11 protein-coding genes are annotated in these 14,101 nt (G+C 67.6%); 2 read left to right on the forward strand and 9 right to left on the reverse strand.

Annotation, left to right across the window (positions count from 1 at the left end; genetic code table 11):
• Nucleotides 1-14: 14 nt before the first annotated feature.
• On the reverse strand, nucleotides 15-1,439 hold the full coding sequence (mdtD, locus tag D3880_RS01740) for a multidrug transporter subunit MdtD (RefSeq protein WP_119891816.1): 1,425 nt from the start codon (nucleotides 1,437-1,439) through the stop codon (nucleotides 15-17).
• A gap of 333 nt (nucleotides 1,440-1,772) precedes the next feature.
• Between mdtD and torT the strand changes: the two genes are divergently transcribed.
• Entirely contained in the window at nucleotides 1,773-2,804 is a 1,032-nt protein-coding gene (gene torT / locus D3880_RS01745; protein ID WP_119891817.1) for a TMAO reductase system periplasmic protein TorT, read from the forward strand.
• Between the two features lie 368 nt (nucleotides 2,805-3,172).
• Here torT and choV read toward each other — a convergent pair whose 3' ends face one another.
• The 6 genes from choV to D3880_RS01775 all read right to left on the reverse strand — a co-directional run bounded on the left by choV (nucleotide 3,173) and on the right by D3880_RS01775 (nucleotide 9,404).
• Entirely contained in the window at nucleotides 3,173-4,384 is a 1,212-nt protein-coding gene (choV, locus tag D3880_RS01750) for a choline ABC transporter ATP-binding protein (RefSeq protein WP_119891818.1), read from the reverse strand.
• A complete protein-coding gene (choW, locus tag D3880_RS01755; RefSeq protein WP_119895649.1) occupies nucleotides 4,381-5,229 on the reverse strand; it encodes a choline ABC transporter permease subunit in 849 nt (282 codons plus the stop codon). Before choW ends, choV begins: the two co-directional genes overlap by 4 nt.
• A gap of 60 nt (nucleotides 5,230-5,289) precedes the next feature.
• Nucleotides 5,290-6,228, reverse strand: coding sequence for a choline ABC transporter substrate-binding protein (locus tag D3880_RS01760; RefSeq protein ID WP_119891819.1), 939 nt, complete (start codon nucleotides 6,226-6,228; stop codon nucleotides 5,290-5,292).
• Between the two features lie 154 nt (nucleotides 6,229-6,382).
• The gene (locus D3880_RS01765) at nucleotides 6,383-6,562 is read right to left on the reverse strand and encodes a hypothetical protein (protein ID WP_119891820.1); all 180 of its coding nucleotides are present in this window, start codon (nucleotides 6,560-6,562) and stop codon (nucleotides 6,383-6,385) included.
• Nucleotides 6,563-6,570: 8 nt separating this feature from the next.
• A complete protein-coding gene (locus D3880_RS01770; RefSeq protein ID WP_119891821.1) occupies nucleotides 6,571-7,128 on the reverse strand; it encodes an HdeD family acid-resistance protein in 558 nt (185 codons plus the stop codon).
• Nucleotides 7,129-7,520: 392 nt separating this feature from the next.
• Nucleotides 7,521-9,404 carry a multicopper oxidase family protein gene (locus tag D3880_RS01775; protein WP_119891822.1) on the reverse strand — a complete coding sequence of 628 codons (1,884 nt, stop codon included), beginning with the start codon at nucleotides 9,402-9,404 and terminating at the stop codon, nucleotides 7,521-7,523.
• A gap of 517 nt (nucleotides 9,405-9,921) precedes the next feature.
• On the opposite strand from D3880_RS01775, the gene D3880_RS01780 reads away from it, so the two are divergent.
• Entirely contained in the window at nucleotides 9,922-11,169 is a 1,248-nt protein-coding gene (locus D3880_RS01780; protein ID WP_162934918.1) for a c-type cytochrome domain-containing protein, read from the forward strand.
• A gap of 18 nt (nucleotides 11,170-11,187) precedes the next feature.
• Here the strand turns inward: D3880_RS01780 and D3880_RS01785 are convergent, their stop codons facing one another.
• Nucleotides 11,188-11,835 (reverse strand): SCO family protein, encoded by a 648-nt coding sequence (locus tag D3880_RS01785; protein ID WP_119891824.1) that lies wholly within the window; start codon nucleotides 11,833-11,835, stop codon nucleotides 11,188-11,190.
• Between the two features lie 31 nt (nucleotides 11,836-11,866).
• Nucleotides 11,867-13,687, reverse strand: coding sequence for a multicopper oxidase family protein (locus tag D3880_RS01790; protein ID WP_119891825.1), 1,821 nt, complete (start codon nucleotides 13,685-13,687; stop codon nucleotides 11,867-11,869).
• Nucleotides 13,688-14,101 lie beyond the last annotated feature (414 nt).

Consider the following 14,101-nt stretch of genomic DNA (forward strand, 5'->3'; position numbering starts at 1 on the left):
CTACGACGCCTGGGTCATTCCTCCGGCACCGCCTCGACGCTCCGCGTCCGGCGGCCGTCCGTGCGGGCCAGCTGAAGGAAGATCGCCGCCGCCAGCATGGTCAGCACGCCGACGCACAGGAAGGTGGCCTGGAAGGCGCCGAGCACGCTGCTCACCTCCTCGCCGATCGACGCGGTGAGGCCGCCGAGCAGCGCCGCCGCACAGGCCACGCCGAGGCTCAGCGACAGCTGCGCGACCACCGACAGCAGGCTGTTGCCGCTGCTGGCGGCGCGGTCGTCGAGGTCGATCAGGGTGACGGTGTTCATCGCCGTGAACTGCAGTGAGTTGATGCCGCCGAGCACGGCCAGTTGGAGCAGCAGCAGCCAGTAGGGGTGGTTCGGGTCGACCAGCGCCAGGCTGCACAGCATCAGGCCGAGCGCCAGGGTGTTGCCGGTCAGCACCGTGCGGTAGCCGAACCGCTCGATCAGCCGCCGCGCCAGCGACTTGGCCAGCATCGCCGAGAGCGCCAGGGGGATCATGCTCATGCCCGCCTGCGCCGGCGAATAGCCGAGCGCCACCTGCAGCAGCAGCGGCACCAGGAACGGCAGGGCGCCGCTGCCCAGGCGGGCGAACAGGTTGCCGATGATGCCCACGGCGAAGGTGCGGGTCTGGAACAGGCTCGGTGCGAATAGCGGGTAGTCGATGCGCACCGCGCGCAGCCAGTAGGCGGCCAGGCACGCCAGGCCGGCGAACAGCAGGAGCAGTACGCGCAGGTGTGGCAGGTGCAGCTCGCCTAGGCCTTCGAGGGCGATGGTGATCAGCACCATGGCGGCACCGAACAGCAGGAAGCCGGGGATATCGAAGCGGCTGCGCTCCGGGCCGCGCAGGTCGGGCATCAGCGTCAGCGCGGCGATGCAGCCGAGCAGGCCGACCGGCAGGTTGATCAGGAAGATCCAGTGCCAGCTGGCGTACTCGACCAGCCAGCCGCCGAGGGTCGGGCCGATCAGCGGGCCGAGCAGGCCGGGAATGGTGACGAAGCCCATGATCCGCACCAGCTCCGTGCGCGGGTAGGCGCGCAGCACCACCAGCCGCCCGACCGGCATCATCAGCGCGCCGCCAAGGCCCTGCACCACCCGCGCGCAGACCAGTTCGGCGAGGCCGGTGGACAGCGCGCACAGCAGCGAACCGAGGCTGAACAGCAGGATCGCGCCGAAGAAGATCCGCCGCGTGCCGAAGCGGTCGGCGATCCAGCCCGAGGCGGGAATCAGCAGCGCCACGGTGAGCATGTAGGAAATCACTACCGACTGCATGCGCAGCGGGTCTTCGGCCAGGTCGCGGGCCATCGCCGGCAATGCGGTGTTGAGGATGGTGCCGTCGAGGGTCTGCATGAAAAAGGCAATCGCCACGATCCAGGGCAGCAGGCGGCCGGTGCGGGCGTCGAGGGGAAGTGGGCTGGGCATGGCGATCCTTGCGGCGGAAACTGTGTGGACTTTAGGCCGCAGATTCGCGGCTTGCCAACGCCAATACTTGGGTGGACCATCCACCGAACCGCTTTAGGTCTAGTGGTCTGTGCGGTTAATGGGTTACCTCAAGTTCGGATGACTGAGGTTCTGAGATAAGGCGTTGCGACGAGTCATAGCCCGCTATGGCGAGGAGCAGTAACGCAGTATCAGGGCCTCGGGCGCCGAAATTGACTAAGCGAATTAACCAAACAGGCCACTAATGGCCGCTGCCTGCCCGGCGTGCGAAAGTGTCGGGTTCTGTTCCCCGTCAATCCACACAAGGCGCCGTCGATGCGCATGCTCCGCGTGCTTTTGCTGTTGCTCCTGACTACCGCGCCTGGGCACGCGACGCCCTGGTATCCCGTGGCGGTGACTGCCGATGGCCGCCCGCTCAGCTACCAGCCGTTGCCGGCGGCGAGCCAGCCGTGGCGGATCTGCGCCTTGCTGCCGCAGGGCAAGGACCGCTACTGGTGGGGCGTGGCCTGGGGCCTGGCCGAGGAAGCCCGGCGCCAGGGCGTGCAGCTGGGCATCTACGAGGCCGGCGGCTACCAGTACCCCGACATGCAGCGGGCCCAGCTGACCCGCTGCATCCAGCTCGCCGCCGACGCCTATGTGATCGGCGCGATCAACACCAGCGGCCTGTGCTTCGACATCGGCCAGCTGCACAAGGCCGGGGTGCCGGTGATCGATCTGGTCAACCGACTCGACTGTCCCGGGGTGACCGCCCACGCGCGCGGCGATTTCGCCGCGATGGCCAAGGCCGCGCTCGGCTATATCCAGCAGCACAGCGCGGGGCGGCCGATCCGCGTCGGCTGGCTGCCGGGGCCGCAGGATGCCGGCTGGGTGCGCGATGCCGAGCGCGGCTTGGCCGAGGCGCTGGTAGGCAGCCGGGTGACGCTGGTGGCCGGCGGTTATGGTGCGCCGGACCGCGCCACCCAGGCGCGCCTGGTGCGCGAGCTGCTGGCCCGCGAGCCCCAGCTCGATTACCTGCTGGGCAATGCCGAGGCCGCCGACTTCGCCGCCCAGTTGCTGCGCGCGAGCGGCACGCGCTACCGCACGCAGTTGGTGGCGCTGTATGCCAACGAGTCGGTGCTGGCGGACATCGAAGCCGGGCTGATTCTCGCCGCACCCACCGATTCGCCGGTGCTGCAGGCGCGGGTGGCCATCGATCTGGCGGTGCGGGCCCTGGAACAGCGGCAGCTGCCAGGCCTGGTCAGTCCGCCGGTGGAGATGCTCGACCGCCAGAGCCTGCCGCGCTTCGACCGCAGCCGCCTGCTGCCGCCCGACGGGCAGTGGATGATCCGCCAGGAGCTGCCGGAGTAGCGCCGCCAGGGACAGTCGAAAAGCCCTCATCTCCCCTCAGGCGGGGAGCCAGAAGGCCCGCAGTGCTGGGCTCGCACCTAGTGGCCTGTGTGGTTAGTTCAATTAGTCAATTTCGGCGTCTGAGGCCCTGATACTGCGTTGCTGCTCCTCGCCATAGCCCTGCTATGACTCGTCGCAGCGCCTGGTCTCAGAACCTCAGTCATCCGAACTTGAGTTAACCAACTAACCATACAGGCCACTAGGCGGGAGTGCCGGCAAGTGGCTTTTGTAGGGGGGGTTAGCCGCGCAGCGGCGTAACCCACCGGCGGTGCCGGCATGAACTCCGGCGTCCGGCAGGGTTGGTGGGTTACGCCTACGGCTAACCCACCCTACGCCACCGCCGCCGGTGCGCTCGGCCCGCGCGGGGCCGGATGGTTGCCGAGCAGGGCGTGGTACAGCTCGCTGTCGCCGAGCAGGCCGACGATCCGCCCGGATTCCTGCAGCACCAGTTGGTGGCCGGTGTGGTAGCGGATCTGCAGGGCGTCGCGCATGGCGATCTGCACGTCGACCAGGGTCGGTTGCTGGCGCAGGGCGGCAACCGGCTGGCCCGGCGCCCAGCTCTGCAGGCTGAACGCCTGGCTGCCCTGGCGCGCGCCGGCCAGGCACTGGTCGGCGCCCAGATCGAGCCAGCAGTCGGCGCCGGAATCGAGGCAGATCTCCCCGGCTTCGTGGCGGCACTGGCTGAGCGGGCGCATCAGGCTGCGGCCGCTGAGCACGTTGAGCGGGTTGGTGTGGGCGACGAAGCTGCGCACGTAGTCGTCCGCCGGATTCAGCACTATGTCTTCCGGCTGGCCGTACTGGATGATCCGGCCGTCCTTCATGATGGCGATGCGGCTGCCGAGCTTGAGCGCCTCGTCGAGGTCGTGGCTGACGAAGACTATGGTCTTGTTCAGGCTGCGCTGCAGCACCAGCAGCTCGTCCTGCAGCTGCTGGCGGATCAGCGGGTCGAGGGCCGAGAAGGGTTCGTCCATCAGCAGGATGTCGGCGTCCATGGCCAGCGCGCGGGCCAGGCCGACGCGTTGCTGCATGCCGCCGGAGAGTTCGTCCGGGCGCTTGTTGCGCCACTGGCCGAGGCCGACCAGTTCGAGCTTCTCATCCACCCGCCGGCGTCGCTCGGCGGCCGGGCGGCCTTGCAGCTCGAGGCCGAAGCCGATGTTCTCGCGCACCGTCAGCCAGGGCAGCAGGGCGAATTTCTGGAACACCATGGCGATGCGCCGGGTGCGCAGGGCCTTGAGCTGCGCCGCGCTGCAGGCGGCGATGTCCAGGCTGCGGCCGTCGTGCTCGATCAGCAGGTGGCCGCGGCTGATGCGGTTGAGGCCGTTGATGCAGCGCAGCAGGCTGGACTTGCCCGAGCCGGACAGGCCCATCAGCACGCAGGTCTCGCCGCGCTCGACGCTCAGGCTGGCGTTGGCGACCCCGACCACCTGGCCAGTGCGGGCGAAGATCGCGTCGCGCGTCAGGCCCTGGTCGAGCAGCTGCAGGGCGCGGCGCGGCGCTTTGGCGAACACCACGTCGACCCGTTCGCAGCGGATCAGGCTCATGCCTTGGCCTCCTTGACCCGCGGTGGCGGCTGTTTGCACACCCGGTCGAGGATGATCGCCAGCAGCACGATGGCCAGCCCGGACTCGAAACCCAGGCCGATGTCGGCGGTATTCAGGGCGTTGACCACCGGCCGGCCGAGGCCGTCGGCGCCGACCAGGGCGGCGATCACCACCATCGACAGCGACAGCATGATGCACTGGGTCACCCCGGCGGCGATGCTCGGCATCGCGTGCGGCAGTTCGATGCGCGTCAGCAGCTGGTGGCGCGAGCAGCCGAAGGCCTTGCCGGCGTCGAGCAGCTCGTGCGGCACGCCGCGCACGCCCAGGTAGGTGAGGCGGATCGGCGCGGCGATGGCGAACACCACGGTGGAGATCAGCCCCGGCACCACGCCGAGGCCGAACAGGGTCAGGGTCGGGATCAGGTAGACGAAGGTCGGCACCGTCTGCATCAGGTCGAGCACTGGTTGCATCAGGCTGTAGAGCGGCGGCCGGTGGGCGGCAAGGATGCCCAGCGGCACGCCGATGGCGACGCACACCAGGGTGGCGAACAGCACCTGGGCGAGGGTCTCCAGGGTCTCCTGCCAGTAGCCGAGGTTGAGGATCAGCAGCAGCGCCAGGGTGCAGAACAGGGTCAGCCGCCAGCTGCGCTGCAGCAGCTGGGTGAACAGGGCGAACAGGCCGATCAGCGCCAGCGGCGGGAACCACAGCAGCGCCTGGGTGAGGCCGTGGATCAGCTGCTCGAGGCCGGCGGCGAAGGGGTCGAAATAGGCGGCGCCATGGCGGGTCAGCCAGTCGACCCCGGCGGCGATGGTCTGCCCCAGGGGAATCTTCTCGTCAGTCAGCATGGTCATCGGCATTCCACGGCGAAATCAGGAAAAGCCGGCTGCACGCCGGCGGTGGGTGCTTCAGGGCGCCAGCCTGGCCTTGACCGTCGCCAGCGCCGGCTGGCCGTCGCGGCTGCTGACCCCGGCGAGCCAGGCCTCGAGCGCCTGCGGGTTGGCCTGCAGCCAGGCGCGGGCGGCGGCGCGCGGCTTCTGCTTGGCGTTGAGCACGGCGTCCATCAGCTGGTTCTCCATCGCCAGGCTGAACTGCAGATTGCTCAGCAGCTTGCCGACGTTGGCGCATTCGCTGGTGTAGCCCTTGCGCACGTTGGTGTAGACGGTGGCGCGGCCGAGGTCGGGGCCGAAGAACGCGTCGCCGCCGCTCAGGTAGCGCAGCGCCAGGCGGGTGTTCATCGGGTGCGGTTCCCAGCCGAGAAACACTATCCACTGCTGTTTGCCGGTGGCTCTCTTCACCTGGGCGAGCATCGCCGCCTCGCTGGATTCGACCAGCTTGAACTGGCCGAGGCCGAAGGCGTTCTGGTCGATCATGCTCTGGATCAGGCGGTTGCCGTCGTTGCCCGGCTCGATGCCGTAGAGCTTGCCGCCCAGCTGGTCGGCGGAACGGGCGATGTCGGCGAAGCTGCGCAGGCCGGCGTCGTAGGCGTAGGCGGGCACGGCGAGGGTGTACTTGGCGCCTTCCAGGTTGGCGCGCAGGGTTTCCACCGTGCCCTTGTCGCGGTAGGGCTTGATGTCGTTCTCCATGGTCGGCATCCAGTTGCCGAGGAACACGTCGAGGTCGTTGTTCTGCAACGAGCGGTAGGTCACCGGCACCGACAGCTGGGTGGTCTTGGTCCGGTAGCCGAGGGCCTCCAGCAGCTCGCTGGCGAGCGCGGTGGTGACGCTGATGTCGGTCCAGCCGACGTCGGAGAAACGCACGGTGGCGCAGGATTCGGGTTCCTTGGCCGAACTCAGCAGCGGCAGGCCGAGCAGGGTGGCCAACAGCAGGAGGGTGGAACCTTTCATCGGGCGGACTCCTTTGCGAATGGCTAGCAGTTAAGGGTCGAGCAGCGCTCTTTGTAGGGTGGATTAGCCGCACAGCGGCGTAATCCACCGACGCTGCCACCCCGGACACTCACGTCCAGCAGGTTTGCTGGGTTACGCCTCCGGCTAACCCAGCCTACGCATCGGGGCGTGCGCTGCGTTGTGCCCAGTAGCTCTGCTTGTGACCGCGCGCCTGGTAGTCGGCGGCCAGCGCTTCGGCGGCGTGCTGGTCGAGGCCGCTGCGCACGACGAATTCGTTGCCGTTGTCGTCCAGGCGCAGCACGCTCCAGCCACCGGGTGGCGCGGACGTCGCCATGGCCGGCCTCATGCCCCCAGGATCTCGGTGCCGCGCAGGCGCCAGGCCAGCAGGATCAGCAACACGCCGAACACCACCGCGAAGACGCCGATCAGCCACACCAGCGCCAGCGCGCCGGCGCCGGGGAAGACCAGGACCATCAGGCCGAACAGCAGCGCGACCGTCCCGGACAGGCCCAGCCACCATTCGTTGTCGAGCAGCTGGCGCACGCGCAGCGCGGCGACGATCTGCAGCGCACCGATGGCGATGGCCCAGATGGCGATCAGCATCAGCAGGCCGAGGGCGGTCAGTTCCGGCCACAGCAGGGCCGCCAGCCCGGCGACCACGCCGAGCACGCCGACCACCAGCAGCGGCCACAGCGGCTCGCCCTCATGGCGCATGCGCCAGGCGCCGATCAGCGAGAACAGGCCGTCGACCAGGGCGTAGGCGCCCCAGAAGATCACCAGCATGGTCAGCGCCAGACCTGGCCAGAGCAGGGCGAGCACACCGAACAACAGCGCGGCGAAACCGCGCAGGGCGATCCATTTCCAGTGTTGGCCGAGGTCGAGCCAGAGGGGGTGGGTCATGGCGTGCTCCTTGGAAGCGATTGGTGGTTATACAAACCATAGCCGCTTGGCAGCGCGCCGGGATGCGTAGAGGCGCCCGCCGCCACCGGGACCAGGATAAAAAGGGTTATGCCCCAGATACGTGTTGCCTGGCCTCGGGTAGGGTGGGTTAGCCAAAGGCGTAACCCACCGACCGGCCGTCAGGCCGGCAATGGTGATGTCTTGAGGCATCGGTGGTGGGTTACGCCGCGACGCGGCTAACCCACCCTACGGAAACACCGAGCCTCGGCAGTCATCAGCGCCACCAACACGCAACGGGGACATAGCCAGAAAAAAGCCCGCGACCGCAAGGTCGCAGGGCTCAGGGGCAGCCCGGGTGGCCATTCAGCTGTCGCTGCCGTGCCCACCCAGCATCAGGTGATGTCCCAGCGAATCATCATGGCGTGGTCCTCGTGGATCACGTTGTGGCAATGCATCACGTACTTGCCCTGGAAGTCGCGAAAGCGCATGAACAGGCGGATCGTGGAGTCGTGCTGCAGCACGTACACATCCTTGCGGCCCCTCTCATGGACCGGCACCGGCACGCTCGTGCCGTCAACTGTCTTGCTGAGGATGCGGCCCTCCTCGAAGTGGATGTGCACCGGGTGCATCCAGCCGCCGCTGGGGTTGACCAGCTCCCAGATCTCGCCCTGGCCCTGGCGGATCTGCGCGCGCGGATTGTTGACGTCGACCTGCCGGCCGTTGATCGTCCACACCCCGCCCTTGCGGGCGAACTCCCAGCGCCGCACCGGCAGGGCAGCGAGTTCCTTGACGCTGGGCAGCGGTCGCAGTTCGCGCAGCTTGTCCGGCACCTGGCTGTAGTCCGGGCGCGCCGGTTGGCGGTCGACGATGAGTTTCAGCACGCGCTCGCCCGGCGCCTTGATGTCCTTGGGGCCGCGGCTCGAGTCCTGCCGGTAGCGATTGACCAGGTACAGCTCGGTGCCGATCGGGTACTTGGAGAAATCCACCACGATATCGGCGCGCTCGGCCACCCCCAGCACCACGCTGCTCTGGTTCTTCAGCGGCGCCGGCAGCAGGTTGCCGTCGTTGGCGATATAGGTGAAGGTCTGCACCCGGTTGTTGGTGTCGACCAGATACAGGGCATAGAAGCGGGCAGGGCCGCTGTTGAGCAGGCGGAAACGGTACTTGCGCGCGTCCACCCGCAGCACCGGCTCGATCTTGCCGTTGACTATGCACTTGTCGCCGAGCGTGCCCTCCGGGCTGAACTGGTCGAAGGTCAGCAGGCCGCTGGCATCGAAGCGGCGGTCGCCCAAGGCGATGGGATAGTCGTAGTCGCCACTGGGCAGGCGCAGGGCGACGGGATTGGCGTCGTTCTCGTCGCCGGAGTCGAGTTCGTCGTACAGGGTGTAGAAGCCGGCCAGGCCCAGGACCACATTCGGCGCGGTGAAGTCCAGGCAGTGATCGTGGTACCAGAGGGTGCCCAGCGCCTCGCGCGAGTCGCCGATCATTCTGCCCTGCTCGTCGCGGGCGGCGTATTGGGCCAGCGTCGGGTCGCTGTTGACCTCGTCGTAGCCGGCACAGACATTGGGATAGAAGTGATCCTTGAAGGTGCCCGGTGCGCCCTTGCCCTCCGGGTCGCCAAAGGTCGGCCCGACCTTGTGCGCACTCCAGTAGTCGCCGGGGAAGCCATCGCTTTCCGAGGGCGCATGCAGGTTGTGCAGGTGGGTGGAGATTTCCGGGGTACCGAAGCCCTTGTGGTCTTTCGGCAGCTCGTTATAGATGCGGCACAGCACCGGCTGGCCGTAACGGTTGACGAACAGCGGGCCGGGAATCATCGCCGGGCCGTCCTTGCCATCGGCGAAGCCCCAGATCGTCTGCGGCGGGTAGTCCGGGTGGAACAGCCAGTCGTTACGCTCCTTGGCGCGCATGTCGTAATACAGCGGGGGCTTGTCCTGGATCAATTCGACGTAGCGTGGATGGGCCGCGCGCCCGCATTCGCCGCCGCTGGTGTCGGCCGCCTCCGTCGGCTCCGGCGCGAAGCTGTCGGGGGCTACGGGTTTGATCGGCGTCCAGGCCCGCGGCAGTTCCTCTTGCCAGGGGGTGGTCTTCGGGCTGGGGGGAATGATCGCCGCTGCAGCCGCCTCCGCGGCGTCATCACGGCCGCCCTTGGCGGCACTCGGGCGGCTGCCTAGCAGCAAGGGCGCGGCCATGGCGGCGGCGCCGAGCTTGAGGAAGGTGCGGCGGTTATTGGTGGTTTCCGGCGAGCTACTTGGCTCTTCTTGGTTATTGCAGTCCATGGTGATGCTCCTGCGATTGGCGACGTTTTTCTGCGCGCAAGCGGGCTCTGGCGCTGACTGCAAGCGTCAGGCCGGCGCAAGTGGTGCATGGATAGGTGACGGGCCGGGGGAGATGGCCGCTCAGTTGCGCTGTGGCGGGGCGTGGAAGTGCGCCAGGAACCGGCGTGCTGGTGGCGCTTGCCGCATCCGATGGAACCGGTTCGGGAACATGCTCTGCTCCGTTGGCTGTGCGCTTTGGGCTGTCTGCGGGCGAACTACGGGCTTCGCGAGCAGAGCTAGCCAAAAATTTGGCTAATTTGAGTAAAGGCCATTTCCAGGCGTGTAACAAATTGTTTCTTGCCCTGTGTCTAGAATCTTGTGGCGCAATGACATCAGCCATTAGTACGGCGTGCTATAGCCTGCTGCCCGGCCCATGAGCGGCAGTTGGCCGGGCGGCCCGGGGTTTGCCGGCTGGGGCAAAGCCACCTAGGTTCTACCCATGGGGTTGCGGCGTTATTCGCGCGCTTTGGGGGCTCCGATGCATAGACGTTTCACTGGTGCGGCCTTGCTCGCGTTGTGCTCGGCACTGCTGGCGGTGCCGGGCGTCGGCGCGGAAGAGGTCGGCGCCGAGGAGGTGCTCCGGCTGCTGCAGGCCAATTGCGTGATTTGCCATAAGCAGCCCGGTGCGCCGTTGCGCCTGCGCCTCGACAGCCTCGAAGGACTGCTGCGCGGCAGCCTGAACGGCCCGGTGGTGCAGCCGGGGCGGCCGCAGGACAGCGAGCTGATCCGCCGCCTGAAAGGCCTCAGCCAGCCGCGCATGCCGTTGACCGGCCCGCCGTTTCTCGAGGATGAGGAGATCGCCCGCATCGAGCGCTGGATTGCCATCGGCGCGCCGCTCGGCAGTGCGGGCCGCGCCGCGGCGAAAGCCGCAGGCGTGCCCCCCTATAGCGCCGCGGAGGTCGCCAGCCTGCTGCAGGCCAATTGCCTGGAGTGTCATCTGGGCGCGGATGCGCCGGTGCATCTGCGTCTCGACAGCCTCGAGGGACTGCTGCGTGGCAGTGAGAACGGCCCGGTGGTACAGCCCGGGCGGCCGCAGGACAGCGAACTGATCCGCCGCCTGAAAGGCATCAGCCAGCCGCGCATGCCGCTGAACGGGCCGCCGTTCCTGATGGACGAGGAAATCGCTGGGGTCGAGGGCTGGATTGCCGCCGGCGCGCCGCTCGCTGGCGTGGTCGGTGGCGGCGCTGACCCGGCGCCGCCGTCCGCCCGGCCAGCCCCGGGTGCGCCGCTGACCTACCTGCAGGTCGCGCCCATCCTGCAGGCCCGCTGCGTTAAGTGCCATGCCAGTCAGGGCCTGATGGGGCCGGCGCCGGAAGGCTATCGCCTGACTTCCTATGCGGAAGTCCTGGCCAGCGGCGAGCGCGCGCGGGTGGTGCCCGGCTCGGCGCTGGCCAGCGAGCTGGTGCGGCGCATCCGTGGTCAGGCGCGGCCGCGCATGCCGCATGACGGCCCGCCGTTCTTGAGTGACGCGGAAATCGGCCTGATCGCCAGCTGGATCGACCAGGGTGCGCGTGATGCCCACGGCCAGCCGGCAGCCTTGCCGAGCGGGGCGCGCGTGCGCCTGCATGGCACCCTCGCTGACGACTGGCGCCTGGATGGCCTACCGCTGCAGGTGAACGAGCAGACCCGCCTGGACAAGCGCCCGCAGCCTGGCGATTACGTGCAGGTGCGCGGTCGCCTGAACGCCGACGGTGGCGTGACTGCCGAGCGCATCCGCCGCCGCTGAGACGCCCGGCCGCGAACCTCAGGTACGCGCGGGGTCAGCCGCGCTGCCTGTCTGTGCCACCCTATGATCCAGGTGATTGAGGGTGGCGAAGATCTGCCGGGGATCGGCCAGGGCCGGGGCCATCGACCAGCGGTTGAAGTGGTCGTTGCCGATGCGCACCATGCCGGTATGGCTGGCCTTGTTGCCGTCAATCAGCGGGTCGATGTCGTAGAAACCCAGCTTGAAGCGCAGCCGCTCGATGTCCTCGGGGGCACCGGTGAGGAACTGCCAGCCCGGCTTGATCCGGTACTTGTCGGCATATGCCTTGAGCACCTCCGGGGTATCGAGCTCCGGCTGCAGGGTCAGCGAGTACATGAACACGTCGCGGCCGGCGCGTTCGCCGAGCATTCTCTGCACCGCCAGCAGGTTGGCGGTCATGGTCGGACAGCGATCGCCGCAGGCGGTGTACATCATGTTGATGGCCACCACCTTGTTGCGGATCAGGTCGTCATAGAAGCGCACCGCCTTGCCCTCGTGGGTGTAGAGGCGGACGTTGGGGAAATAGCCGGCGTTGTCGGGGCGTGGGGCGGCCGGGGCGGTCTGTTCGAGCCCTTTGCCGGCGTGCCAGGCGGCCAGGCCGAGGGCGGCGGTACCCAGGCCGGCGAGGATGTTTCTGCGTGTGTTCATCAGTGCTTCTCCGCAATAGGTTGGGCGTTGCTCAGGCGCTGCCGTTGCTGTCGTCATCGTCCTCGATGTCCCAGCGGACCATCATGGCGTGGTCCTCGTGGATCAGGTTGTGGCAGTGCATGACGTACTTGCCGTGGAAGTCGCGAAAGCGCAGGAACACCCGGATCGTCATGTCTTCGCCGAGCACGAAAACGTCCTTGCGGCCGCGCTCGTGGACGGGGATGGGCACGTTTTGGCCGAGCACGGTCTTGCTGAGGATGATGCCTTCCTCGAAGTGGATGTGGATCGGGTGGTGCCAGCCGTCTTCCGGGTTGACCAGCTCCCAGATCTCGTGGCTGCCCTTGGGGATCTTCGCCCGTGGGTTCTGCACGTCGACCAGCTTCTCGTTGATCGTCCACAGCCCGCCGCTGCGGTTGAACTCCCAGCGCCGCACCTTGGCACTGGCCTTCTCGGCCTCGGTGACCGGCCGCAGCGGGCGCAGGGTGTTCGGCACCCGGCTGTAGTCGGTGGCGTTGCGGTCGACCACGAACTTGAGGATGCGCGGACCTGTGTCCTTGACGTCCTTGGGCCCGCGGGTGTCCTCCTGGCGCATGCGGTTGACCAGGTACAGCTCGGTGCCCAGCGGGTACTTGGCGAAGTCGACGATGATGTCGGCGCGCTCGGCCACCCCCAGTTCCACGCGGGTCTGGAGTTTCAGCGGCGCCGGCAGCAGGTTGCCGTCGTTGGCGATGTAGGTGAAGACCTGCATCGCATTGTTGGCGTTGACCAGAGACAGCGCGTAGAAGCGGCTCGGCCCGGTGTTGAGCAGGCGGAAGCGGTATTTGCGCCGCGCCACCCTGAGCACCGGCTCGATCTTGCCGTTGATCACCACCTTGTCGCCGAGGATGCCCTCGGGGTTGAGCTGGTCGTAGAAGAGCATGCCGGTCGGGTCGAAGCGGCGGTCGCAGAAGTCCAGCGGGTAGTCGTAGGCGCCGCTGGGCAGGCGCAGGGCCTGGGGATTGGTGTCTTGCTCGTTGCCCGAGTCGATGTCGTCGAACAGCAGATAGAAACCGGCGAGGCCGCGGTACAGGTTGGGGGCGGTGAAGTCGAGGGTGTGGTCGTGATAGAACAGCGTGCCCAGCGCCTCGCGGGGGTCGCCCTTGGTCGCCGGGAACTCGTCGTAGCCGGCCAGGATGTTGGGGTAGAAGTGATCCTTGAAGTGGCCCTGCGCCGTCAGGGTCGGGCCGAACTTGTTCGCGCTGTAATAGTCGCCGGGGAAGCCGTCGCTTTCCGAGCCGCAATGCAGGTTGTGCAGGTGGGTGGAAATTTCCGGCGTGCCGAAGCCCTGGTGGTTCGGCGGCAGGTCGTTGTAGATCCGGCACAGCAGGGGATAGCCATAGCGGGCGAGGATCACCGGGCTGAAGTCGGGCGTATTGGCCTGATAGATCCACACCGGCTGCACCGGCAGGTCCTGGTGGAAGCGCCAGTCGCGCTCCACGGCGTGCAGTTCGTACAGCCTCGGCGGCGTGACGGTGAGCTCGGCATAGCGCTGGTGCTCGTCACGACCCGCTTCGCCGCCGCCCAGATTGGCCGTCAGCGTGGGCGCGGGGGTTAGCCGGTCGACGGCCAGAACCGGGGTGATCGCATTCGGCAGGTACTCGACCCAGGGGGTGGTGTATGGGCTCGGCGGCACCACCGGCGCGGCGACGCCCTCGTCATCATCGTCGTCCCCGGCTCGGGCCGTGGGCGTGCGTAGCAGGGCCGGTGCGGCGAGGGCGGCGGCGCTGAGCTTGAGGAAACTGCGTCGACTGGCCGGGTTTTCGTCCGTGGCGTCGAGGCTGGTAGTTGGGGCCTTGCGGCTTTTGCGGGGCATGGTAACTCTCCTGAATTTCGTGGACCTTCGGCTGCTGTGGCTCGCCTGGAATCGGCGCGGGCGGCATGGCAATCGAGGGCGCGCAGAAGCCCCCTGAAGGCCCAAGGCTCCAGTGCTAAGAACGGTCGGTTGGGGTGGAACCGGCAGCAACGCCGCGGTTGGGCGTGGCGATCAGCTCACGGCTATTGGCGGGCCGTGGAGTTGCCCGGCAAAGGTGGGCGGTGACAGCGGAGCTGCCCTTCGGTGCTTGAGCGAGGCCTTGGTCATGTTGACGATCTCCGCGGCGTCTGACGCTGGACTCGGCCGCCATGCCCTCTCCTGCAGGACGTGCTGCGCCAGTCGTCGTACGCTCTGTTGTTAGTGATAGGACTTAAGTCTGGATGCGTCAATAATGTGGCTGTATTTCTGATTGGT

Origin of the sequence: Pseudomonas cavernae (genome assembly GCF_003595175.1) — a bacterium.
In the GTDB taxonomy this organism is placed as follows: Bacteria; Pseudomonadota; Gammaproteobacteria; order Pseudomonadales; family Pseudomonadaceae; genus Aquipseudomonas; species Aquipseudomonas cavernae.

Excerpts from the sequence above, each read along its gene's own strand:
- mdtD (WP_119891816.1), bottom strand. The coding sequence starts at position 1,439 with ATGCCCAGCCCACTTCCCCTCGACGCCCGCACCGGCCGCCTGCTGCCC.
- D3880_RS01765 (WP_119891820.1), bottom strand. The coding sequence starts at position 6,562 with ATGGCGACGTCCGCGCCACCCGGTGGCTGGAGCGTGCTGCGCCTGGAC.
- D3880_RS01785 (WP_119891824.1), bottom strand. The coding sequence starts at position 11,835 with ATGAACACACGCAGAAACATCCTCGCCGGCCTGGGTACCGCCGCCCTC.
- D3880_RS01790 (WP_119891825.1), bottom strand. The coding sequence starts at position 13,687 with ATGCCCCGCAAAAGCCGCAAGGCCCCAACTACCAGCCTCGACGCCACG.
- choV (WP_119891818.1), bottom strand. The coding sequence starts at position 4,384 with ATGAGCCTGATCCGCTGCGAACGGGTCGACGTGGTGTTCGCCAAAGCG.
- D3880_RS01780 (WP_162934918.1), top strand. The coding sequence starts at position 9,922 with ATGCATAGACGTTTCACTGGTGCGGCCTTGCTCGCGTTGTGCTCGGCA.
- D3880_RS01760 (WP_119891819.1), bottom strand. The coding sequence starts at position 6,228 with ATGAAAGGTTCCACCCTCCTGCTGTTGGCCACCCTGCTCGGCCTGCCG.
- D3880_RS01770 (WP_119891821.1), bottom strand. The coding sequence starts at position 7,128 with ATGACCCACCCCCTCTGGCTCGACCTCGGCCAACACTGGAAATGGATC.
- torT (WP_119891817.1), top strand. The coding sequence starts at position 1,773 with ATGCGCATGCTCCGCGTGCTTTTGCTGTTGCTCCTGACTACCGCGCCT.
- D3880_RS01775 (WP_119891822.1), bottom strand. The coding sequence starts at position 9,404 with ATGGACTGCAATAACCAAGAAGAGCCAAGTAGCTCGCCGGAAACCACC.
- choW (WP_119895649.1), bottom strand. The coding sequence starts at position 5,229 with ATGCTGACTGACGAGAAGATTCCCCTGGGGCAGACCATCGCCGCCGGG.